General features: G+C 62.0%; 24 protein-coding genes. 14 read left to right on the top strand and 10 right to left on the bottom strand.

Annotation, left to right across the window (positions count from 1 at the left end; translation table 11 throughout):
- From IB265_RS04950 to IB265_RS04940, 3 genes are read right to left on the bottom strand one after another with little or no spacing between them, the layout of a single operon-like run.
- Complete coding sequence (locus IB265_RS04950) at positions 1-378, bottom strand: Na+/H+ antiporter subunit C (RefSeq protein WP_057250425.1); 378 nt, start codon at positions 376-378, stop codon at positions 1-3.
- Entirely contained in the window at positions 378-797 is a 420-nt protein-coding gene (locus tag IB265_RS04945) for a Na(+)/H(+) antiporter subunit B (protein ID WP_057250427.1), read from the bottom strand. Before IB265_RS04945 ends, IB265_RS04950 begins: the two co-directional genes overlap by 1 nt.
- Positions 794-3,154, bottom strand: a complete 2,361-nt coding sequence (locus IB265_RS04940; RefSeq protein WP_057250429.1) for a putative monovalent cation/H+ antiporter subunit A — start codon at positions 3,152-3,154, stop codon at positions 794-796. The genes IB265_RS04945 and IB265_RS04940 overlap by 4 nt, the downstream gene beginning before the upstream one ends.
- 462 nt (positions 3,155-3,616) lie before the next feature.
- On the opposite strand from IB265_RS04940, the gene IB265_RS04935 reads away from it, so the two are divergent.
- From IB265_RS04935 to IB265_RS04925, 3 genes are all read left to right on the top strand, one after another.
- A complete protein-coding gene (locus tag IB265_RS04935) occupies positions 3,617-5,209 on the top strand; it encodes an EAL domain-containing protein (RefSeq protein ID WP_082615838.1) in 1,593 nt (530 codons plus the stop codon).
- Between the two features lie 94 nt (positions 5,210-5,303).
- A complete protein-coding gene (gene msrB, locus IB265_RS04930) occupies positions 5,304-5,711 on the top strand; it encodes a peptide-methionine (R)-S-oxide reductase MsrB (RefSeq protein WP_057250433.1) in 408 nt (135 codons plus the stop codon).
- Positions 5,712-5,821: 110 nt separating this feature from the next.
- Positions 5,822-6,346 carry a hypothetical protein gene (locus tag IB265_RS04925; protein WP_057250435.1) on the top strand — a complete coding sequence of 175 codons (525 nt, stop codon included), beginning with the start codon at positions 5,822-5,824 and terminating at the stop codon, positions 6,344-6,346.
- A 7-nt stretch (positions 6,347-6,353) separates the two neighbouring features.
- Here IB265_RS04925 and IB265_RS04920 read toward each other — a convergent pair whose 3' ends face one another.
- Positions 6,354-7,010 carry a hemolysin III family protein gene (locus IB265_RS04920; RefSeq protein ID WP_057250437.1) on the bottom strand — a complete coding sequence of 219 codons (657 nt, stop codon included), beginning with the start codon at positions 7,008-7,010 and terminating at the stop codon, positions 6,354-6,356.
- A 239-nt stretch (positions 7,011-7,249) separates the two neighbouring features.
- On the opposite strand from IB265_RS04920, the gene IB265_RS04915 reads away from it, so the two are divergent.
- Complete coding sequence (locus tag IB265_RS04915) at positions 7,250-7,687, top strand: GNAT family N-acetyltransferase (protein WP_057250439.1); 438 nt, start codon at positions 7,250-7,252, stop codon at positions 7,685-7,687.
- 52 nt (positions 7,688-7,739) lie between these two features.
- Here IB265_RS04915 and IB265_RS04910 read toward each other — a convergent pair whose 3' ends face one another.
- On the bottom strand, positions 7,740-8,084 hold the full coding sequence (locus IB265_RS04910) for a TraR/DksA C4-type zinc finger protein (protein WP_057250441.1): 345 nt from the start codon (positions 8,082-8,084) through the stop codon (positions 7,740-7,742).
- 62 nt (positions 8,085-8,146) lie between these two features.
- Entirely contained in the window at positions 8,147-8,569 is a 423-nt protein-coding gene (locus IB265_RS04905) for a universal stress protein (RefSeq protein ID WP_057250443.1), read from the bottom strand.
- A gap of 305 nt (positions 8,570-8,874) precedes the next feature.
- On the opposite strand from IB265_RS04905, the gene IB265_RS04900 reads away from it, so the two are divergent.
- Entirely contained in the window at positions 8,875-9,738 is an 864-nt protein-coding gene (locus IB265_RS04900) for a VOC family protein (RefSeq protein WP_057250445.1), read from the top strand.
- A 60-nt stretch (positions 9,739-9,798) separates the two neighbouring features.
- On the opposite strand, the gene IB265_RS04895 is transcribed toward IB265_RS04900, so the two are convergent.
- Positions 9,799-10,155 (bottom strand): helix-turn-helix domain-containing protein, encoded by a 357-nt coding sequence (locus tag IB265_RS04895; protein ID WP_057250447.1) that lies wholly within the window; start codon positions 10,153-10,155, stop codon positions 9,799-9,801.
- Positions 10,156-10,288: 133 nt separating this feature from the next.
- Between IB265_RS04895 and IB265_RS04890 the strand changes: the two genes are divergently transcribed.
- From IB265_RS04890 to IB265_RS04880, 3 genes are all read left to right on the top strand, one after another.
- On the top strand, positions 10,289-11,128 hold the full coding sequence (locus tag IB265_RS04890) for an SDR family oxidoreductase (RefSeq protein ID WP_057250449.1): 840 nt from the start codon (positions 10,289-10,291) through the stop codon (positions 11,126-11,128).
- 220 nt (positions 11,129-11,348) lie between these two features.
- Positions 11,349-11,567 carry a hypothetical protein gene (locus tag IB265_RS04885; protein WP_057250451.1) on the top strand — a complete coding sequence of 73 codons (219 nt, stop codon included), beginning with the start codon at positions 11,349-11,351 and terminating at the stop codon, positions 11,565-11,567.
- A 14-nt stretch (positions 11,568-11,581) separates the two neighbouring features.
- Positions 11,582-13,372 carry a right-handed parallel beta-helix repeat-containing protein gene (locus IB265_RS04880; protein ID WP_156414632.1) on the top strand — a complete coding sequence of 597 codons (1,791 nt, stop codon included), beginning with the start codon at positions 11,582-11,584 and terminating at the stop codon, positions 13,370-13,372.
- A 146-nt stretch (positions 13,373-13,518) separates the two neighbouring features.
- Here the strand turns inward: IB265_RS04880 and IB265_RS04875 are convergent, their stop codons facing one another.
- Positions 13,519-13,791 (bottom strand): DUF2798 domain-containing protein, encoded by a 273-nt coding sequence (locus tag IB265_RS04875; protein ID WP_057250454.1) that lies wholly within the window; start codon positions 13,789-13,791, stop codon positions 13,519-13,521.
- A gap of 149 nt (positions 13,792-13,940) precedes the next feature.
- Between IB265_RS04875 and IB265_RS04870 the strand changes: the two genes are divergently transcribed.
- Positions 13,941-14,861, top strand: coding sequence for a LysR family transcriptional regulator (locus IB265_RS04870; RefSeq protein ID WP_057250456.1), 921 nt, complete (start codon positions 13,941-13,943; stop codon positions 14,859-14,861).
- 25 nt (positions 14,862-14,886) lie between these two features.
- On the opposite strand, the gene IB265_RS04865 is transcribed toward IB265_RS04870, so the two are convergent.
- On the bottom strand, positions 14,887-15,291 hold the full coding sequence (locus tag IB265_RS04865) for a helix-turn-helix domain-containing protein (protein ID WP_057250457.1): 405 nt from the start codon (positions 15,289-15,291) through the stop codon (positions 14,887-14,889).
- Positions 15,292-15,427: 136 nt separating this feature from the next.
- Between IB265_RS04865 and gstA the strand changes: the two genes are divergently transcribed.
- The 5 genes from gstA (at position 15,428) to IB265_RS04840 (ending at position 19,559) form a co-directional block, all read left to right on the top strand.
- Positions 15,428-16,042: a glutathione transferase GstA gene (gene gstA, locus IB265_RS04860; protein ID WP_192494641.1), complete on the top strand. Its 615-nt coding sequence runs from the start codon at positions 15,428-15,430 to the stop codon at positions 16,040-16,042.
- On the top strand, positions 16,039-16,434 hold the full coding sequence (locus IB265_RS04855; RefSeq protein ID WP_057250461.1) for a nuclear transport factor 2 family protein: 396 nt from the start codon (positions 16,039-16,041) through the stop codon (positions 16,432-16,434). Before gstA ends, IB265_RS04855 begins: the two co-directional genes overlap by 4 nt.
- A gap of 10 nt (positions 16,435-16,444) precedes the next feature.
- Entirely contained in the window at positions 16,445-16,657 is a 213-nt protein-coding gene (locus tag IB265_RS04850) for a 4-oxalocrotonate tautomerase family protein (RefSeq protein WP_057250463.1), read from the top strand.
- A 149-nt stretch (positions 16,658-16,806) separates the two neighbouring features.
- Complete coding sequence (locus IB265_RS04845) at positions 16,807-18,915, top strand: S9 family peptidase (protein WP_057250465.1); 2,109 nt, start codon at positions 16,807-16,809, stop codon at positions 18,913-18,915.
- A gap of 125 nt (positions 18,916-19,040) precedes the next feature.
- On the top strand, positions 19,041-19,559 hold the full coding sequence (locus IB265_RS04840; RefSeq protein WP_057250467.1) for a DUF1697 domain-containing protein: 519 nt from the start codon (positions 19,041-19,043) through the stop codon (positions 19,557-19,559).
- On the opposite strand, the gene IB265_RS04835 is transcribed toward IB265_RS04840, so the two are convergent.
- Entirely contained in the window at positions 19,556-20,173 is a 618-nt protein-coding gene (locus tag IB265_RS04835) for a TetR/AcrR family transcriptional regulator (RefSeq protein WP_057250469.1), read from the bottom strand. The genes IB265_RS04840 and IB265_RS04835 overlap by 4 nt on opposite strands.
- Positions 20,174-20,397 lie beyond the last annotated feature (224 nt).

The raw sequence follows: 20,397 nt of genomic DNA, 5'->3' as shown, positions 1-20,397 counted from the left end.
TCAGTATCCAAGCGGCGGAGCCGGCTCGTCCTTCGGCTCGGCGACGCGCATCTCGTCGGTATTGTCGGTCTGCAGCACCTCGTAGGCGCGCCACGCGAGAACCAGCAAGAAAGCGAAGAAGGAGAAGGAGATCACGATCGCTGTCAAGATCAGTGCCTGCGGCAGAGCGTTTGCCGCCGGTCCCGTGAGCGCGTCCTGGTGGCCGGGGACGACCGGCGGCACGCCGCGCGTCAGCCGCCCTCCGGTGAAGATCAGCAGATTGACGGCATTGCCGAGAATGGCAACACCAAGCAACACCCGGATGATGGATTTCGACAGCAGCAGGTAGACGGCGACCGTGAAGAAGATACTGACGAGCAGCGCGAACCAGGCTTCCATCATTCGCCTCCCCGCTCTTCGAGCGAAAGCGCAATCGAGCTGATCGCCCCGACGACGACGAGATAGACGCCGCAATCAAACAGCATCACCGTCGAGAGCGGGACTTCCAGGCCGAGAACCGAAGGATAGATCCAGAGACCGGTCATGAAGGGGACGCGTGCCGCAATCGAGATCAGGCCGGCGACCGTCGCTGCGAACAGCCCCGCGCCGGCAATCGCCATCGGGTGAAAATAGATCGCACGGCGCACCGTCTCGACGCCGCAGGCGATGCCGTAGATCGCCAGCGCCGAAACCGCGATCAACCCGCCAATGAAGCCGCCGCCGGGCTCGTTGTGGCCGCGCAGCAGCACGAAGATCGAAAACAGCACCATCAGGCTGGTGAGAAAAGGGGCGACGGCCCGGAAGATCACCGACTTCATGCGCGTTCCTCCGCATCCGGATCATTGTCGGCGATGCGGCGGAGAGAACCAGCCCTCAAGCGGACCAGCGACAGGATGGCAAGACCGGTGACCATCACCACGGCGATCTCACCCAGCGTGTCCGTACCGCGGAAATCGACGATGATGACGTTCACCACATTGGCGCCGTGCGCGATCGATTTCGAATAGAGATTGAAGAATTCCGTCAGCGTGGAGTCAAAGGGAACGCCCGTCGTCTTCAGTAGCATCAGGCCGAAACCCAAGCCGCAGGCGAGTGCAATGGCAAAATCCGGGACCTTCTGGGCAAGCGGCCGATGGTCGGACGGCGAGAGCCTGAGGCGCGTCATCACCAGTGCCAGGACGACGACCGACAGCGTCTCGATCATGAACTGGGTGAAGGCAAGATCCGGCGCACCATAGAGCAGGAAGATGACGGCAACGGCAAAGCCCTGGATGCCGAGCGAGACGATCGCTGTCAGCCGATCCGGAGCGAGCACGACGGCAACGAGACCGATGACCGCGATGGCCATGATCGCAAGCTCGTGCAGTGGCACGTCGGGTGCAAAGAACGGCGCGCGCGGCAGTTCGCCGTAGGTGAGCGGAACGACCAGCAGCACGCAGGCAACCAGGATGAAGGTCGCCGTCATGTAGACGTCGAGGCGGCCGGATTGCAGCCGGCGCGTCAGCCCGACGGAAAAACGAACGAGCCCGCGGATGAGCTGGTCGAAACCACGGTCCGGCCCCCAGCCGATATCGGCAAGGATTGCGGCGATGAAACCACGCAAACGATCGAGCTTCAGGTAGAAAACGATCCCGATCAACGCGGTCGCGGTCGACATGGCCAGCGGCACCCCGACATGCGGAACGACGGACATCGTGACCGCACGCGGTTCGCCTGATATCGCCGATGCCATCGGCGTCGACACGAGTTCGTGGGTCAACCCCGAGAGCAAGGCGGCGGAAAGCCCCTTGGCGGCAAGCAGCGCCGGCCCGAGCCAGAGCAGCACCGGCGCCTCGTGCGCCGCCTTCGGCGTCTCCGCCTTCGCACCGATGAAAGGCTTGAGGGCGACGGCAAAGGCCACCGCGAACATCAGAGCATTGCCAAGGATCGCGATTGCCGCAAAGACCACGGAGCGCCGGTCGAAGCCGGAGAGCGCGTAGTAGATTTCCTCCTTGGCGATGAAGCCGAAGAAGGGGAACAGGCCGCCCATCGAAAATGCGGCTGCAAGCGCAATGACGAACGTAAGCGGCATGGCGGAGCCCAAGCCCCCGAGCCTGGTCACGTCACGCGCGCCGGTCTCATGATCGATGATGCCAGCAACCATGAACAGGGCACCCTTGAACAGGGAGTGTGCGACAAGATAGAGCGCCGCCGCCTCGATCGCGTGCGGGAAGCCGAGACCGGTCAGCATGACCAGCAGCCCGAGCGAGGCCATGGTCGTATAGGCGAGCATCAGCTTCAGATCGGTCTGGCGGCAAGCAAGAGCTGCGCCGATGACGAGCGTGGCGCCGCCGAAGAGCGGCAGCAGGATCTGCCATTCGGGCGTGCCGCCGAGCACGGGATTGAGCCGCATCAACAGATAGACGCCGGCCTTCACCATTGTCGCGGAATGCAGGTAGGCCGAAACGGGAGTCGGTGCTTCCATCGCGTTCGGCAGCCAGAAATGGAACGGAAACTGCGCCGACTTGGTGAAGGCGCCACCGAGGACGAGAATGAGCGCGGCCAGATAGAACGGGCTTTCGCGCATCTCCGTGCCAAAGGCCATGAGCAGCGAAAGCTGGGTGACGCCGCTGACGTTCCAGATGATCAGGAGCCCCGCGAGCAGAAACAGGCCCCCTCCTCCGGTCACGACCAGCGCCTGAAGGGCTGCGCGCCTTGCGGCTTCGCGCGAATGGTCGAAGCCGATCAGCAGGAATGACGTGATCGAGGTCAGTTCCCAGAAAACGAAGAGCATCAGGAAGCTGTCGGACACGACGAGCCCGAGCATTGATCCCATGAACATCAGGATGAACGAGAAGAACCGTCCCTGCTGCGGATGGCCCTTCAGGTAACCGCCGGAATAGAGCACGATCAGCATGCCGATGCCGGCGATCAGCAGGACGAAAGTTAGCGACAGACCATCGATCAACCAGGAAAAGCTGACATTGAACGACGGGATCCAGGCATAGCCACCGGTGACCACCTCGCTTTTGGCCACGTCCGGCCAGAAGCGGGCGAAATGCAGGACAATGGCCGCTGGGAAGAGTGCCAGAACCCAGGCCGCATTGTGCCCGAGGAGGCGCGTGAGCAGCGGGGCGACCAAAGCCCCCACGAAGGGGAGTGCGAGAGCCAGAAATGTCAGGGCCGCAACATCCATCGTCCTGGCCTGCTCCTTTATGTTTTCACGATACAATCAATCGAAGACCCGACATAAAAGAAGGGTTGTGGCGGCTCAAGCCTTATCCAGATAAAATCGACGTTATGTGCCGTTAAGTCGCTTCGGAGATCGGACGCAGCAGTCCAAGCACTATCAGATTCGTTCGTTTCATGCGGCGGCGGCCGACAACAATTAAAATGCTGTTAGCATAATATTCAGTTGTCGTCGCAGCAGGATCGAACGTCCTAGAATCGGGACAATAAGACGTGGTAGTTGTACGTAAAGGCTTCTTCAATTCAAAATAATACGAAGCCTGGATCCGCCTGCCGGCGGAAACCAACGGCTGCTCGGAACGTCTGCCTTCGACGATATCTGTGAACCGCAAGGCGCCGGCTCATCGACCGTCTTTCTGCCGCAAGCAGCATGAAACGGAACAACACAACGATCACGGGCGAGGCCTGCTTGGAACGATCTCGCATAGTCGTCATCGCCAGTATCCTGGCTGCACTCGGCGCGATCCTGCCGATGATGGCGGCCTATTATCTTTCCTGGTCGATCGCGGTGCGCAGCGAGCAGACACGGCTTTCCCATCTTGCCGACTACGCCATCATGCGCGCCGATGCGGCGCTCGAGGAAGCCTCCCGGGCGCTGAAAGCCGCCGACCGGTTTGACATGCCGCCCTGTATGGCAACACATATCGCAGCGCTGCGCTCCCTCGTCGTCAATACGACCTCCATCGAAGACATCGGCTATTTCGAAAACGGGCTGCTCAGGTGCACGTCGTGGGGCTATCCGCCGCGCCGTCTCACCCGCTCTCCGCCCGCCGATTTCTTCGCGAGCAACGGCGTCGAAGTCATCCCGCGGATGTACCCGACGATCAGTACCGGCGCCCCCATGACGGCGTTTCGCTATCGTTCCTACACCGTACTGACCAACTCGGCTCGATTTGTCGACGTGATTGCGGAGCCCGGCACCCGGCTTGCAGTCGCCACGAAAAACGGCGTCCTGATCGGCACTCTGAACAATCCTGACGCGTCGCTTACGGCCCGGCTCGCCGAACTTCCCGAAACCGGCAGCAACGCCGACGATCTGTTCGCAACCTCCCATGGAGCAAACTGGATCGCCGTCGCGAGCGCCCCCAACATCGCCATTTTTAAGGACATGGACCGGGAGCGCCTGCTGCTTCTGCCGGTCGGCGCCCTGGTCGCAGCGCTTATGGTCGGCCTCGTCGTCTGGCTGTCGCGGCGCCGCCTTTCGCCGCTCGGAGAGCTCTCCATCGCCGTTCAGCGGCGCGAATTCATCGTCCACTATCAACCGCTCATCGAACTGAAGACCGGCATCTGCGTCGGTGCCGAAGCGCTCGTACGCTGGCGGCGGCCCGACGGGCAAATGGTCCGCCCCGATCTCTTCATACCGCTGGCGGAAGAGAACGGCCTGATCGAAGAAATCACCGACCAGGTCATCTATGCCACCATTGCCGAGCTGAAAACGGTCCTCCTTGCGGATCGCTCGCTGCACATTGCCGTCAATCTTGCCGCCGACGACATCAAATCGGGGCGCATCCTGCCGGTGATCCAGGCGGTGCTGGAAAACACCGGCATACTGACCCAGCAGATCTGGCTGGAAGCGACCGAACGGGGCTTCATGGATGTGAAATCGGCCCGCGCAACGATCGAGGAGGCCCGCCGGCGCGGCCACTCGGTGGCGATCGACGACTTCGGCACCGGCTACTCAAGCCTGCAATACCTGCAGGAGCTTCCGCTCGACGCACTGAAGATCGACAAATCCTTCATCGACACGATCGGAACGGACTCTGCCACCAGTTCGATTACGCCGCATATCATCGACATTGCCAAGTCGCTCGATCTCTACATCGTCGCCGAGGGCATCGAGCGGCAGGAGCAGGCCGACTATCTCATCGAACGCGGTGTCCAGTATGGCCAGGGCTGGCTGTTCTCCAAGGCGTTGCCCGCAGCGGAATTCATCGCCTTCTACAACAACAGCAAGCGCCGGCGCGGCGCCGGCCCGACCGTAATCCGCCGCGAGATCGCCTGACGCCACGCCGTCGACCGCAATGCCGGGCCGCGACGTGAATTGCGCGCTTCCGGCGGCATTCCTATATAGTCGCCGCAACGACAGGAGATCTTTCATGACGACCGTTAAGACGCCCAAGGTGGTGAAGACCGATGCGGAATGGCGGGCCATACTCTCGTCGGAACAATACCGCATCACCCGTCAGCAGGGTACCGAGCGTCCGTTCACCGGCCCTTTCGTCAACAACAAGCAGACCGGCACCTATGAATGCGTCTGTTGCGGCCGAGCCCTCTTCCGCTCGGACACCAAGTTCGATTCCGGTTGCGGCTGGCCGAGCTATTTCGCTGCGATCGACGACCAGGCGATCCGCGAGATCGAGGACCGCTCGCACTTCATGGTGCGCACGGAAATCCGCTGTGCCGACTGTGACGCCCATCTCGGTCACGTGTTCCCGGACGGCCCGCCGCCGACGGGGCTTCGCTATTGCCTCAACGGCCATGCGATGACGTTTACCGAGGATTGACACCGGCGCGCGGAAGGAGTGGCATGGGGGCTGCTGTTCCATTAGGAACAGGCCCTGCACCGAAGCCGCGCTATCTAGACTTTGGGTCGAGCAAGCGAGAGGAGGTCCGCATGCTGCGCATCCTGACAGCACTCACGCTCCTGCTTTCGTCTGCCCTGGCAGCGGCGGCCGCCGACGATTGGCTACCCTATGCCAATGCGCGTTTCGGCTACGTGCTCGACATTCCGCCTGGCTTCGAACTGCAGAGCCAGGGCGACAATGGCGACGGCGCCAGCTTTCATGCCAACGACAATGGTGCGACCCTTTCGGTCTTTGGCAGCACATTGCTGGATGGCGACTTCGAGACTGACGTCAACGACCGCATCGGGATCGAGCGCGAGGGCGACTGGCGGATCGCCTATGCGCGGGTGACGGCAGCCTGGGCAAGCTTTTCGGGCGTCCGTGGGGAAGAAGTGTTTTATACCCGTGCCATCGCGCTCTGCGACGGCAGCGCCGCCTATTTCCGCCTTCAGTACCGCAAGAGCCGGCTCACCAGTTTCGACGGCGTGATCTCGCGGATGGCGGAGGCCCTCAGGCCATCGGAAGGCTGTCAGCACCCGCCTGTCGCTGCGGTTGCGGGCGAAGCGCCGAACTGACCGCCGCTCAGGCTGCGGCGCTGAAGCAGCTCACCACGGCCGAATAGTGAACGGCCGCACCGGTCACAACGAAACCGTGCCAGATCGCGTTCTGGAAGCGCAGCCTTTCCCAGACATGGAAAATCACGCCGGCGGAATAGATGATGCCGCCGATCAGGATCAGCACCAGCGTCGTTGCCGTCAGCGCCGACAAGAGCGGCCCGACAGCGAGCACGCCGCTCCAGCCCATGGCGAGATAGAGCAGGATCGCCAGCCGGTCGAACCGGCCGGGGAAAAGACATTTGATCGCAACGCCAAGGGCCGCAATCGCCCAGATGCCGATCAGCATCACGAACAGGAACGGGTCTTCCAACCCGCGCTGCAGGAACGGTGTATAGGTCGCGGCGATCAGGATGAAGATCGAGGAATGGTCGAAGCGGCGCAGGAACCATTTGGTCCGCGAGATCGGATAGAGATTGTAGAGAAACGAGATCGACAGCGTCGCGAGCAGCCCTGCCCCGTAGACGGCGGCGGCAGCGAGTTGGCCGCTGGTGCTCCAAAGCGTCGCATAGAAGATCAGTGCGGTGACACCGACGAGCGCGGCGGCAAGACCGATGCCGTGCACGATGCCGTCGGCAATCAATTCCGAGCGGTCATAGTTCCATTTGACGCCAGCGAATTCCACGCGATCCCTCTCCCGGGTCTCTGTCTTTTTCTCGGGCACGCTCGTAGCTGTCGCGCCATCATCGCCATCCTGCCACAGCCCTGGGCCGCCGCAAAGATATGGTGGCGTGGCGAAAGCATCAACTTTTGCAACGCATTACAACAATCGCATGACATATCTGCTGAGTGCGCGGGACCTTGTTCGCAGGCGCGGCGATGACCACATGCGCTGACAAGATTACGCCGATCGGGAGGAGAACCATGTCGAAGTTGCGCACCCCTCAGCCGGAACTGGCGGCCGCGCTCAGCGAGCTTTGCCTGCGATCGAAAGCGGTATGGGGATACGACGCCGCCTTCCTGGAGGCTTGCCGTCCGGCGCTGACGCTGACGGCCGAGGACTGGAAGGATTCGGACCTGCAGATCGCCGTCGATGGCGAGCGGATCCTCGGTCTGGCGCAGGTTCGCTCCGATGGCCAGATCGCCGAACTCGACAAGCTCTTCATCGATCCGGACGCGCGCGCCACTGGCATTGGCCGCAGCCTTTTCGCCTGGTGTGTCAAAGCAGCGCTCAACCGCGGCGCCACGGTCATGACGATCGATGCCGATCCGGGCGCTGCCGATTTCTATCGCCGCATGGGCGCGGTCGATGACGGCGTCATGGCATCGACCGTAATCCCGGGGCGCTTTCTGCCGAACTAAGATAACCATCCGAAGATCGCCGCTGCGGGCACGGCGGCGATCGCTCGATGGTTCATCTTCCGCCCCGGGCAACCTCCGCCGCACATTCCTGACAGAGCGGCGCATGGGGAACAGCTTGCAGGCGCGCTGACGAAATCGGCAGGCCGCAGCGGACGCAGGTGCCGAAGGTGCCGGCGGCGATCCGGTCGAGTGCCGCGTCGATCGCGCGGATCTCTTCCTGCCCGGCAAGCCCGAGGCCTTCCAGAACCTCGTCGCCTTCCCGCTCGGTCACGCGATCCGGCACATCGGCGTTCATGGGCTCATCGAGATCGTGCTCGATCTTGACCAGCCGCCCCTGCAGCTCCTCCTTGCGGTGGGTGAGGCGGCTGCGAAAATCGTCAAGCGCAAACTTGTCCATCTGAAGACTCCTCGGCGGTGGCGGCGCAGGATCGCGCCGCAGCCGCTCTTATTGTTGGTGGGTTACCGGTCGACGAGTACGGCGCAGGGGCAATGGCTGACCACGCGGCTCGCGGTCGATCCGATGAAGTAATCGATCAGGCCCGGCCGGTGGGAGGCGATGATCACCAGATCGGCATTCTCTTCGCTCGCGCAGGCGTTGATGGTGCCGGCAGCACCGCCGGTGCGAATTTCAACACGGCCGTTGATCCCGTGCTTGGTCTTCATGTCCTCGAGCGTCTTTTTTGCCTGCTTGCGGGATTCCTCGACCATCTCCAACGGGAAATCGACGATCATGTAGCCCTGCGCATAGGCATTCAGATCTTCGACAACGTTGAGCAGGACAATCTCGCCCCCTTCGTCGATCAGCTTCTCGGCGATGCCCAGCACAGATTCGCCGTGCTCGAGCTGATCCATGGCAATCGGGACGATGATCTTCTTGTACATGCTGTACTCCTTCTGTTGCCCTCATGGATCGCCGCGCCAGATGTGGCGGGCCAATCCCTCGTCTGGAGATTGCGCCTCGACCGCTTTCCCGGCTTTGATTGAAATCAAATCGAAAGCGCCGCGCTCGCGTGACCCTACTCAAATGGAGGTAGGGCGACGGCAACCACTGTCAACGCTCATCGAACACAACATCAAGCGACTGACGGGCTTCCGTGAACGGACGAGCCGGCCCATATTCCTGACAACAGTTTCAACGAAACTGGGCCGGCAGAGCGGCTACGGTTTCGACGCCCAAGGAGGCAGACATGACGGATACCCCGACCGAACACGCCCTTGCCATGCCTGCGCATGTCGACCACGCACATCTGGTCGTCCGGGATCTGCCCGTTGTTTCGGCCTGGTACCAGAAAATCATGGGCTTGAAGCCGATCGAAACGAGCAAAAGCGGCGAAACGCTCGGCGTTGCCGGCCACCCGCTCCTCAGCCTGACAACCGAGGGCAACGCTGCCAGGGCACCCCGCAATGCGCCGGGTCTCTTCCACAACGCCTTTCTCGTGCCGAATCGTGGGGAGCTCGGCCGTTGGCTGGCCCACGCCGCCCACAACAACACCAGGCTACAGGGCGCTTCCGACCATCTGGTCAGCGAAGCGATCTACCTCGCCGACCCCGAAGGCAACGGTATTGAGGTCTATCGTGACCGGCCGCGCTCCGAATGGAGCTTCAACCCCGACGGCACCGTCGGCATGGACACGCTGCCGCTCAATCTCCAGGCGCTCTATGACGAAGCACCCAAGGACAATTGGGACGGCATGGCTGATGGAACCGCCATCGGCCATATCCATCTGCAGGTCTCCAACATCCCCGAAGCCGACGCGTTCTTCCGCGACGTGCTGGGGCTCGGGCTGATGGCACGCTATCCGGGCGCGAGCTTCTTCGGTTCGGGCAAGTACCACCACCATGTCGCCGCCAACATCTGGAATTCGCGTGGCGCACCGAAGCGCGAAGGCCATATGACCGGGCTTTCGGACTATACGATCCAGTACAAGGACCCGGCCGAACGCGCCGCGGCGCTTGCCAAGCTCGATGCGCTGGAAATTCCGGTCAACCGCGCCGGCGATGGCTACAGCCTCATCGACCCCTGGGGCATCGGCCTCAAGCTGGTCGCCTGACCCCTCTCTCCCGGGCTGCAGACGAATGATGTCTGCGGCAACTCGTCGGCCGCAGCCGCCTCAGGCGCTGCGGTCGTATTTTTGCTGCGCCTCCAGCACCGCCTCGATGTTGTCTTCGGCCCAGCGCGTCAGGGCGGCGACCGTCGACGTCAGCGTGCGGCCAAGCGGCGTGATCGCATATTCAACGGTCACTGGCACGGTAGCATAGACGCTGCGGCTGACGAGACCGTCGCGCTCCAGCTTCTTTAGAACCTGCGACAGCACCTTCTGCGAAATGCCATCGATCTCGCGCTTCAGCTGATTGAAGCGCACCGGCTGTTCGTCAAGCTTGCCGAGCACCAGGACCGCCCATTTGTCGGCAAGCCGGTCCAGCACCAAGCGGGTCGGGCAAGTCTGGATATAGACGTCGTATTCCATCAGGCACGCCCCCACGGCGGTTTCCGGCCGGAAACCATGTCACCAAAACCTGCCTCCTTTACAGCATTTTTCTGGATTTATATCTAGTATCCATCCGCAATATGGTTTCATTTTGATACTAAGGAGCATGACGATGGCAGGCAAGATTCTGGTTCTCGGGGCAAATGGAACGATCGGCAGCAAGGTGGTGCGCGCGTTGATCGCAGCCGGGGAAACGGTCAAGGCAGCATCCCGCAAAGCGACGCCGGTCGAAGGCGCCGAAGCCGTCGCCTTCGACTACCAGGACGCCGCGACCTTTGGGCCTGCGCTAAATGGCGTCGACCGCATCTTTGTATTGACGCCGGGAGGTTACCTCGACCCGGTGAGCCTGCTCGGCCCGATCGTCACCGCTGCTGCCGCACGCGGCATCAAGATCGTGCTGATGACCGTCATCGGCGTCGACGCGGATGACAAGATCCCCTACCGCCAGCTCGAACTGCTTGTCGAAAAGACCGGCGCGCCCTTCGTCATCCTTCGCCCCAACTGGTTCTCCGACAACTTCCAGACCTACTGGATCGAGGGCATCCGCCATGGCGCTATCGCCGTGCCGGCGGCCGAGGGCAAGACGAGCTTCATCGATACGCGCGACATCGCCGAATGTGCGGCAGCCGCCCTCACGAGCGACGCCTTCAACGGACGCGCCTACAATCTCACCGGCCCGGAGGCGCTGAGCTACGACGAAGCCGCCGCGATCCTGTCGCGCGTCACCGGCAAACCGATCGCCTATGCACCGGTCGACGACGATACCTTCGTTGACATTCTGACAGCTGCCGGCGTGCCGGCGGACTATGCCCGCTTCCTTGCCTCCATCTTCTATCCGGTGCGCGAGGGCTGGGTCGCCAAACCGACCGGCGACGTGAAGACGATGACGGGCCATGAGCCGCGCAGCGTGGAGACCTACGCCAAGGACAACATCGCGGCGCTCAAAGGCTAGCCACTATCTGATCGCTCCCGCCCGCCGACTGGCGGGCGGCATGCCGACAGAGAACTATATATTCCTAAAGTTGCGGATGAAGCTTTTTGAAGTCCTGCGTCAACACGTCGCTGGATAGCCGCTGCTTAGTCGATCAATAAACTTGAGTATTTTACTCACATATCTTAACCGCATGCCCAAGTGGCCTCGCCCAAGGCCACATACATGCGGAGTTAATGATATGAAAAATAAGAATATTTTTATAGCTGCCCTGGCAAGCAGCACCCTGCTTTCAAGCCCTGCCCTGGCCGTTGACTTCCGCCCCCAGGCGGAGATCGAAGGCGGCTTCTTCAGCGGTGGTTCGGGTGCCAGTGGCGGCTTTTTCCTGCCCTTCGTGCTCGATTCGGGCAATGCGATTTTCATCGATACACGCGGCGCGATTGCGGCCTTGAGGCGTTGAGCGGCGACCTCGAAATGCGCGGCAACTTCTACCTGCCGCTGACGGGTGCCAAATCACTCAGCGCGTTCAATACGGCCTACGTGCGCGACCACGTGCTCGTCTTCCAGGAAGGCAAGGAACGGGCGCGGCGCGGCATCGATGCCGAAATCGGCGGCCGGCTGCCGGTGTTCGAGGAAGACTCCAAGGTGCAGCTCAAGGTCTTCGGCGGCAGCTACTGGTATGGCGGCCGCAACCTCGACGACATGTTCGGCGCCAAGCTGCGTGCGGAGCTGACCTTCGCCGACCTGCCCGGCCTCTCCGACGGCTCGACGGTTTCGCTCGGCGTCACCGGCACCTATGACAACGAGGACAAGCTCAAGGGCGCCGTCATGGCCCGGCTGCGCATTCCGTTCGGAGCGACCGGTTCGACCGGCAACGCCTTCGACCCGATGACGCAACGTGTCGAAAGGTCGACCAGGATCCACACCCACGCAGGCGCCACCGGCGACATCGAAGCGGCCCAGCTCGCCAACAGCGGCCGCAACGCCGGACGGGTCGTCACAGTTTCCTCGGCTTCGGGCAGTGCCTCTGATATCAACGCCCTGATCGGAGCTGCGGGCGCCAACGCGCTGATCCTCACCGACGGCAATCTCGGCGTCGACCAAGCGCTCGCACTCGGCAACGGCCAGACACTTCTCGGCGGCGGCGGTGCGCTTGCCGTGCGCGGCACAAGAAGCGGCGCGACGGCCACCTTCGTCAATGACGGCGCGGCCACGACGATCACCGGCTACAATCCGGCCCAGGACGTGATCGCGATGGCAAGCGGCAGCACGGTCTCGTCGCTTGCGGTCCGCGGCGGTCTCGCCGGCATCTCGGCGACCGATGCAGCGAACGTGACGATCGACAACGTCGATATTTCCGCCACCAATCACGACGGCGTTCGCTTTACGCGGGTCAATGGCGCGCTGGTTCAGGACAGCCGCATCCACGATCTCTTCATCTGCGAAAACAACACGACCTGCGAATTCTCGATCTACAATCCGAACAAGGCGCCCTTTGCCGCCGTCAGCTCCGTCGGCAGCCGCCACGTGACAGTACGCGACACCTCGATCGACAAGGTGACCTACGGCGTCTTTGCCGGCGGCGAATTCAGGAAGGTCGGCCGGACAGACTATGAGCTGGTCACCGGCACGGAAAACGTCACGATCGACAACGTGACGATCAGCAACTCCCGCCGCGAAGGTGTGCTGCTCGTCGCAGGCAAGGATGTCAAACTCGATCGTGTCTCGGTCGACAATTCCAAGCAGGATCGCGACATGGATCTCGTGGTGCTCCAAGGCACTTCGAATGTCGCCATCAACGACATGCGGCTCATGGGCGGCATCAACGGCCTGATGCTCGTTTCCAGCCCGAACCTCGATGCGACGACCACCGACGTCAACGTAAAGGGCCTGACGGTCGACGGCACGCGCAATGCCGGCATCTTCTTCAATCCGGTCTCGGGCATCTCGCTTCAGGACGTCGCCGTTACCAATGCCGGCACCTATGGCGCCTACATCTACGGCAACGAATACGAGTTCCTGGGAGGACCGGTGCGCGACATCGTGCTGAAGAACATGACGGTCGACAAGGCCGGCAAGGCGGGCCTCTACTTCTCCGGTCCGACCGAGGACATTACGGGCAATGTCAGCGTCACCAACACGCCGAAGGATTGCCTGCTCGACAACGGCTGGTCGGCGGGAACGATCACCCAGTCGCCCGGCTCGGTGCTGACAGTCAACGCTACCAAACTCGACCAGGGCAACGCCGCGGCCCGTTGCCGATAACGCGCAAGCCACGCCCGGACAGCTGGGCGTGGCTTCTCTTTGTTCCGATCGGGTTGACCTATTCTGGTTGACGGCACTCGAAGGTGACCGGGTGGTCACCGGCGATGCGGGGGACCGCCCCTCCCGGTTTCCGGGACGGTGCCCTGTCAGACCGGCAGGCGGCAGACTGCGCCGACGAGCCTGGCAACGAGCGGTCGCACGAGAAGCACGCAGATGAAGGCGACGGGCATTGCCAGTCCGTAGGAGCTGAGCACGCGGGCCGGATAACCGGCATCGATGCCTGTGTTGGCGCCGACGATGACGCAGCACATCAGAAACGCCATGATCGCCGACATGAAGAAGGCAAAGGCGATGGGCGCCGCTCGGGGCGGCAACTTGCGGCGACGCGCGATCCGCGGAGCCGATAGGGTGTCTTCCATCAGAAGCTCTCCTGAGATGACCGAGGGGACCACCCCCTCGCTTCGGACCGAACTTATACGGATCGCGCTGCGGCGATGTAGGCCATTGCAGCCTCCTTCAGAAATAGGCAAAACCATCGAATAGATACCAATATTCGATGGATGGGATTATGGACACGCTGCGCGGGGTGGAGAGTTTCGTCAGAAGCGTCGAAGAGGGCAGCATCGCCGCGGCCGCGCGAAAGCTGGGGATCACCCCCGCATCGGCAAGCCAGAACATTGCGCGGCTTGAACGTACGCTCGGCAGTCGGCTACTCAGCCGGACAACCCGCCAGCTCGGGCTCACCGAGAGCGGCAGGATCTATTACGAGCGGGTACGCGGTGTCGTTCATGAACTGGAGCTTGCAGCCGCTGCCGTCTCGGCGCTCAACGCCGAACCGCGCGGACCGCTCAAGATCGCTTCATCTGTCGCCTTCGGCCGCCATGTCGTGGCACCCCTGGTGCCGTCCTTCGCTGCCAAATATCCCGATGTCTCGATCGAACTCGTCGTCACCGATCGGGAGATCGACCATATCGGCGAAGGGATCGACATCAGCGTGCGCTTCGGTCTGCAACTGGAACAGGGCTTGATCGCCCGCAAGCTTGCTTCCGTGCCGATGATCATCTGCGCCGCGCCATCCTATCTGGAGCGGCGCGGCCGTCCGCAACGGCCGGAAGACCTCATCCACCACGATTGCCTCGTCTATCGCTATGCCGGGCACGGCCGCATCTTTCGCTGGGCATTCACCCGCGACGGCTTGCGCTTCGAGCCGGAACTGAAAGCGACGATCGTCAGCAACGACATCGACACGCTTGCCGAAATGGCGATCGCCGGCGCCGGCATCACCCGCCTCGGAGCCTTTATCGCAGCGCCGCTGATGGAGCGCGGCCTGGTCGTGCCGCTGTTTGGCGGCGCACCTCGCGAAGGCGTTGCCAACACCGACCACGAGCCCTTCGACTTCTATGCCTGCTTTGCCGATCGCCAGGCGGAAACACCGAAGGTTCGGGCGTTCATCGACCATGCGGTGCAGTCGCTCAAGGGCCGGTGGTAGCCGTCACAATCGCCCGGTAGCCACGCTATAAGGCGGGCACCGCCTGCGGGACATTCTGCTGGTCGGCTTCCTCCGCGAGCTTTGCCTCGCGGCGAAGCTTGAGTTTATTGCCGACTTCGACGATCGCATGGATCGCCGGCACGAATTCCTCACCGAGGTCGCTGAGCCTGTATTCGACCGAAGGCGGTGACGTTGGCACGATCCGCCGTTCGATCGCGCCTTTCTCCTCCATCTCCTTCAGTCGTGTGCTCAGCACCTTCGCCGATATCCCGGGGATATCAATCTTGAGCTCACTGAAGCGACGCGGACCGCCGCTCAGATACCAGATGATGTTGGGCGCCCAGGCGCCGCCGAGCATGACCATGCACTCGCCGACCGGGCAGGTAGGCGGCAAGGGGGCGGCCCTATTCTTTCGAATTTTCAAGCTCATGGGCAAAATTCTCCAGTTACCGCGGGGAAACCGGAAACATCGGTAACATAAAGTTATCTCATATACAAAAGTTATCGCCTGAGGTTAGGTTCCGCCCGTCTTCGACAGAGACCACCATTGCAAAAGGAATTTGGCCATGAAGCTTTTTTATGCCCCCGGCGCCTGCTCGCTCTCGCCCCATATCAGCCTGCGCGAGGCCGGCGTCGATTTTGAGATCGTCAAGGTCGACACCACGACCAACCTCACCGAAGGCGGCGCCGATTTCAAGGCGATCAATCCCAAAGGCTATGTGCCGGCGCTGGTGCTGGAAACCGGCGACGTCGTCACTGAGGGTGCGGCCGTCGTGCAATATATTGCCGACCGTTTTCCTGAGGCCGGGCTGGCGCCCGCCAACGGTACGCTGGAGCGCACTCGCCTGCAGGAGCAACTGAACTTCATCGCTTCCGAATTGCACAAGGCGTTCTCGCCACTGTTCAGCAAGACGGCGAGCGCCGACGCAAAGGAAGCCGCCGCAGCGCAGGTCGGCAAACGCCTCGGCAACGTCGAGACGCTGCTATCCGATGGGCGCGCCCATCTGCTCGGAGACGCTTTTTCCGTAGCCGACGCCTATCTCTTCACCGTCGTCAATTGGACGAGCGTCACGGGTATTTCGCTTGGCCCTTGGCCCCACCTGACAGCCTATATGCAACGGGTCGGCCAGCGCCCGTCCGTGCAGGCGGCAATGCAAGCCGAAGGGCTGATCGCGGCATGAGTGGCGCCCCGAACGATCCGCAATTCGCCGCCATCGTCGAGGTGCTGCAAGGCTACTTCGATGGGCTCTACCGAAGTGACACCAGCATCCTCAAGCAGGTCTTCCATCCGAAGGCACTCTACGCTACGGCGACGGACGGCACCCTGCTGGAACTCGACATGGACAGGTATTTCCCTGTTGTCGACAAGCGTCCCTCGCCCGAAAGCCGTGGCGAGGAGCGCGCCGACCGGATCCTTTCGATCGAATTTGCGGGACCGGTGACGGCACTTGCGAAGGTTCAATGCGCTATCGGCGAAAAGGCCTTCACCGATCTTCTGTCTCTTGTCTTCGTAGACGGCCGCTGGCAGATCATCGCCAAGGTCTTCCACTACGACATCAAGCCCGCGAAATGAGGAGATGCAAATGCCCTATGTAAACATCAAGATCACCCGCGAGGGCGCGACCGCCGAACAGAAGGCCGCCCTCATGAAGGGCGTGACCGATCTGCTGCAAACGGTGCTCAACAAGGACCCCGCCACCACCTTCGTCGTCATCGACGAAGTAGCGCTCGAAGACTGGGGTGTCGGCGGACTGCCGGTTGACGAATACCGGCGAAAGGTCGGGGAAAAGTCCTAGCTGAACGAGGCCCCTTCTCCACCAAAGGAGGAAGGGGCAACTCAGCCGCCCGATGGCCAACATCCGTTGGGCGGCTCGTTTGCGCTTGATCGCTTTCGACAGGCTCTCTATCTCATTGTCTCCCGCCGCATTGATCCCGGAGACGCATCTTGTCCGTATTCAGCAACCTCCCCAAAGCTCCCGTCGCCGCAAAAAAGCCGGTGAGCGACACGCGCCACGGCATTACCCGCACCGATGACTACGCTTGGCTGCGCGCGGACAATTGGCAAGCGATGTTCCGCGATCCCTCGATCCTCGATCCGGAAATCCGCAAGCACCTGGAAGCGGAAAACGCCTATATGAACGCGGCCATGGACGACACGAAGGCGCTGCAGAAGGCGCTGTTTGCCGAGATGCGCGGCCGGATCAAGGAAGACGACAGCTCGATACCGGTCAAGGACGGCCCGTTTGCCTACGGCCACGCCTATGTCACCGGCGGCGAGCAGCCGCGTTACTTCCGCATTCCGCGCAACGGCGACCACAAGGACGAGGCGATCCGCCAACTGCTGCTCGACGGCGACAAGGAGGCCGAGGGCAAGGCTTATTTCCGCCTCGCGGGCCTCGACCACTCGACCGACCACAGCCTCGGCATCTGGGGCTATGACGACAAGGGCTCGGAATATTTCACGCTGAGGGTTCGCGATCTCTCCACCGGCGAGGACCTGACCGATATCATCGAGAACACCGGCGGTGGCGGCGCCTGGGCGCCGGACGGCAAGAGCTTCTTCTACACCGTGCTCGACGACAACCACCGGCCATCGAAGATCTTCCATCACGTGCTCGGCACCAGCCAGGCGGACGACCGGCTGGTCTATGAAGAGGACGATCCGGGCTTCTTCATGTCTGTCGGCGGCTCGCTGCTCGACGACTTCATCTACATCGACATCCATGACCACGAGACGAGCGAATATCGGCTGCTTTCGACCAGCGACCTGACGGCAGAACCGAAGCTCGTCGCCGAGCGCGTCACCGGTCTCGAATATTCGATGACCGAGGGCGGCGACGTCTTCTACATCCTGACCAACGCCGACGGCGCCAAGGACTTCAAGATCTTGGAAGCGCCGGTAAATGCACCGGGCAAAGAGAGCTGGCGCGAGGTGGTGCCGCACAAGCCGGGCACGCTGATCCTCAGCCACATGGCCTATGCCCGTCATCTCGTCTGGCTGCAGCGGCGTGAAGGTCTGCCGGAAATCGTCATCCGCGACCGAAAGACCGGCGAGGAACATGCGATCGCCTTTGCCGAAGAGGCCTATTCGCTCGGCCTTTCGGGTGCCGCCGAATACGATACCGACGTCATCCGCTTCTCCTACTCTTCGATGACGACGCCGTCGCAGCTCTTCGACTACGACATGGCGACGCGTCAACGCACGCTGCTGAAGACCCAGGAGGTGCCTTCCGGCCACAACCCGGACGACTATGTCACCCGGCGCGTCTTCGCCCCCTCCTGGGACGGCACTGAAGTGCCGGTGACGCTGCTCTATCGCAAGGACACGCCGCTCGACGGCTCCGCCCCCTGCCTGCTCTATGGCTATGGCGCCTACGGCATCACCATTCCGGCCGGCTTCAACACCAATTGCCTGTCGCTCGCCGATCGCGGCTTCGTCTACGCCATTGCCCACATTCGCGGCGGCAAGGATCGCGGCTTTGCCTGGTACGAAGACGGCAAGATGGCCAAGAAGACCAATACCTTCAAGGATTTCATCGCCGCCGCTGACTATCTGAATCAGCAGAAGTTCACATCCTACGCAAAGATCGTTGCCGAGGGCGGCTCGGCCGGCGGCATGCTGATGGGCGCTATCGCCAACATGGCTCCGGAGAAGTTCACCGGGATCATCGCCGCCGTGCCCTTCGTCGACGTGCTCAACACCATGCTCGACGACACGCTGCCGCTGACCCCGCCGGAATGGCCGGAATGGGGCAACCCGATCGAAAGCCGCGAATTCTACGACATCATCGCCGGCTACTCGCCCTACGACAATGTCGGCGCAAAGTCCTACCCGGCGATCCTCGCGCTCGGTGGCCTCACCGATCCGCGCGTCACCTATTGGGAGCCGGCAAAGTGGGTCGCGCGGCTGCGCGAGAAGACCACCGGCAGCGAACCGATCCTGATGAAGACCAACATGGATGCCGGCCATGGCGGCGCGTCCGGGCGCTTCCAGCGGCTCGAAGAGATCGCCTTCGAGTATGCCTTTGCGATCAAGGTCGCCGGCAGGATGTAACCAGTGCGGGATGAGGAAAAGTGTATGCGGTTTTCCGCCCGCATCCCGCTCTAGCTTATGGAATCGATCACGATGGATTTGGGGTCGATCCGACCCAAAATCATCGTGATCTAGGAGGCACTGCCATGCCCGTCCATGTCGCCCTGCTCCGTGCCGTCAATGTCGGCGGCACGACTTCGCTCGCCATGGCAGACCTGAAGGCAATCTGCGAGGGGCTCGGCTTTGCCGACGTCAAGACCTACATCCAGAGCGGCAACGTCCTGTTCCGCTCGGATCTGCCGGCAGCCAAAGCAGCAGCAATGCTGGACGGCGCCCTTCTCGAAAAGTTTGGGAAGGCGCCGGGCGTGATGGTCCGGACCGGCGCACAATTGCAGGCGATCGCCGATCGCGCCCCTTTCCCGGACGCCAAACCCAACCTGCTGCACATCGTGTTCCTCTCGGAGCCCGCACCCGCGGACGCGCTCGACAAGCTTGTCGCCCCGGATGATGAGGAAGTGCGGTTGGCTGGACACGAAATCTACATTCATTTCCCCAATGGCTCGGGACGTTCGAAGCTCAAGCTGCCGGCGGCAAAGGCCGGCACCGCGCGCAACCTCAATACGGTGCGCAAGCTCGCCGCTTTGGCGCTTGAGATGGAAGGTTAGGCGGCGGCCGGCTGGAACAGCAGCCGGACCAGGGATCGGAGTACGAGCAACTGCTGCGGCAGGCTTTCGGGCTGCTTCAGCGCTTTCGACAGGATGATGCCGCCTTCGAGCACGGTCGAAACCATGTCGGCCAATTGATCGACATCCAGCGGTTCGCGGGGCCGATAGACGCGCATGATCTCCGCGAACATCGCGCCGAAGCGTCGACGCCACGCCAACGCCGCCTGCCGGTTGATTTCCTGAATCTCGCGATCGAAGGCGCGCTCCTGGGTACACATCACCGCAACCAGACATCCGGGGTGGCCGTTCGGCAGGTCGGACAGAGTTTCGGACAGCAGTTTCAAACCGAGCAGGAACGCCTGCAGCGGGTCGTCGGCCAACTGATGGGCTCGACCGAAGATCTCATCGTAGATGCGCTCGTCGTTCTCGATGTAGCGTTCGAGCAGCGCCCGGGCGAGTTCGTTCTTGTCACGGAAATGGTAGAAGAACCCGCTCTTGGTAATGCCGATCTCGGCGATCAGTTCGTCGATCGAGGTCGCGCCGAAACCCTTCGCCAGCACCGCCGCCTCCGCGGTGTCGAGGATTCTCGCTCGCGTTTCCTCACCCTTTCGCATTAGCGGCTGCCCTACCATTGGTGCGGTTTCCGACAACGAAGGGGCCATCAGCCGACGACGCCGTGACGGAACCAACGCAGTAAGTGACTGATTTCGCTACAATATGCGGATATATTAGCAATAGTATACCTTAAGTCGTCTAGTTTAGAAGACGATAAAAAGGCAGTAATTTACGTGGTTCTGCGGGATTGGAGGCGTCCCCGAGCCCCATCAGCAAGACTGAA

Source organism: Ensifer sp. ENS10 (assembly GCF_014852025.1).
In the GTDB taxonomy this organism is placed as follows: Bacteria; Pseudomonadota; Alphaproteobacteria; order Rhizobiales; family Rhizobiaceae; genus Ensifer.
This window is presented reverse-complemented; position numbering and strand designations above follow the sequence as displayed.

Excerpts from the sequence above, each read along its gene's own strand:
- IB265_RS04950 (WP_057250425.1), bottom strand. The coding sequence starts at position 378 with ATGGAAGCCTGGTTCGCGCTGCTCGTCAGTATCTTCTTCACGGTCGCC.
- IB265_RS04945 (WP_057250427.1), bottom strand. The coding sequence starts at position 797 with ATGAAGTCGGTGATCTTCCGGGCCGTCGCCCCTTTTCTCACCAGCCTG.
- IB265_RS04940 (WP_057250429.1), bottom strand. The coding sequence starts at position 3,154 with ATGGATGTTGCGGCCCTGACATTTCTGGCTCTCGCACTCCCCTTCGTG.
- msrB (WP_057250433.1), top strand. The coding sequence starts at position 5,304 with ATGACGACCGTTAAGACGCCCAAGGTGGTGAAGACCGATGCGGAATGG.
- IB265_RS04925 (WP_057250435.1), top strand. The coding sequence starts at position 5,822 with ATGCTGCGCATCCTGACAGCACTCACGCTCCTGCTTTCGTCTGCCCTG.
- IB265_RS04915 (WP_057250439.1), top strand. The coding sequence starts at position 7,250 with ATGTCGAAGTTGCGCACCCCTCAGCCGGAACTGGCGGCCGCGCTCAGC.
- IB265_RS04910 (WP_057250441.1), bottom strand. The coding sequence starts at position 8,084 with ATGGACAAGTTTGCGCTTGACGATTTTCGCAGCCGCCTCACCCACCGC.
- IB265_RS04905 (WP_057250443.1), bottom strand. The coding sequence starts at position 8,569 with ATGTACAAGAAGATCATCGTCCCGATTGCCATGGATCAGCTCGAGCAC.
- IB265_RS04900 (WP_057250445.1), top strand. The coding sequence starts at position 8,875 with ATGACGGATACCCCGACCGAACACGCCCTTGCCATGCCTGCGCATGTC.
- IB265_RS04895 (WP_057250447.1), bottom strand. The coding sequence starts at position 10,155 with ATGGAATACGACGTCTATATCCAGACTTGCCCGACCCGCTTGGTGCTG.
- IB265_RS04890 (WP_057250449.1), top strand. The coding sequence starts at position 10,289 with ATGGCAGGCAAGATTCTGGTTCTCGGGGCAAATGGAACGATCGGCAGC.
- IB265_RS04885 (WP_057250451.1), top strand. The coding sequence starts at position 11,349 with ATGAAAAATAAGAATATTTTTATAGCTGCCCTGGCAAGCAGCACCCTG.
- IB265_RS04880 (WP_156414632.1), top strand. The coding sequence starts at position 11,582 with ATGCGCGGCAACTTCTACCTGCCGCTGACGGGTGCCAAATCACTCAGC.
- IB265_RS04875 (WP_057250454.1), bottom strand. The coding sequence starts at position 13,791 with ATGGAAGACACCCTATCGGCTCCGCGGATCGCGCGTCGCCGCAAGTTG.
- IB265_RS04870 (WP_057250456.1), top strand. The coding sequence starts at position 13,941 with ATGGACACGCTGCGCGGGGTGGAGAGTTTCGTCAGAAGCGTCGAAGAG.
- IB265_RS04865 (WP_057250457.1), bottom strand. The coding sequence starts at position 15,291 with ATGAGCTTGAAAATTCGAAAGAATAGGGCCGCCCCCTTGCCGCCTACC.
- gstA (WP_192494641.1), top strand. The coding sequence starts at position 15,428 with ATGAAGCTTTTTTATGCCCCCGGCGCCTGCTCGCTCTCGCCCCATATC.
- IB265_RS04855 (WP_057250461.1), top strand. The coding sequence starts at position 16,039 with ATGAGTGGCGCCCCGAACGATCCGCAATTCGCCGCCATCGTCGAGGTG.
- IB265_RS04850 (WP_057250463.1), top strand. The coding sequence starts at position 16,445 with ATGCCCTATGTAAACATCAAGATCACCCGCGAGGGCGCGACCGCCGAA.
- IB265_RS04840 (WP_057250467.1), top strand. The coding sequence starts at position 19,041 with ATGCCCGTCCATGTCGCCCTGCTCCGTGCCGTCAATGTCGGCGGCACG.
- IB265_RS04835 (WP_057250469.1), bottom strand. The coding sequence starts at position 20,173 with ATGCGAAAGGGTGAGGAAACGCGAGCGAGAATCCTCGACACCGCGGAG.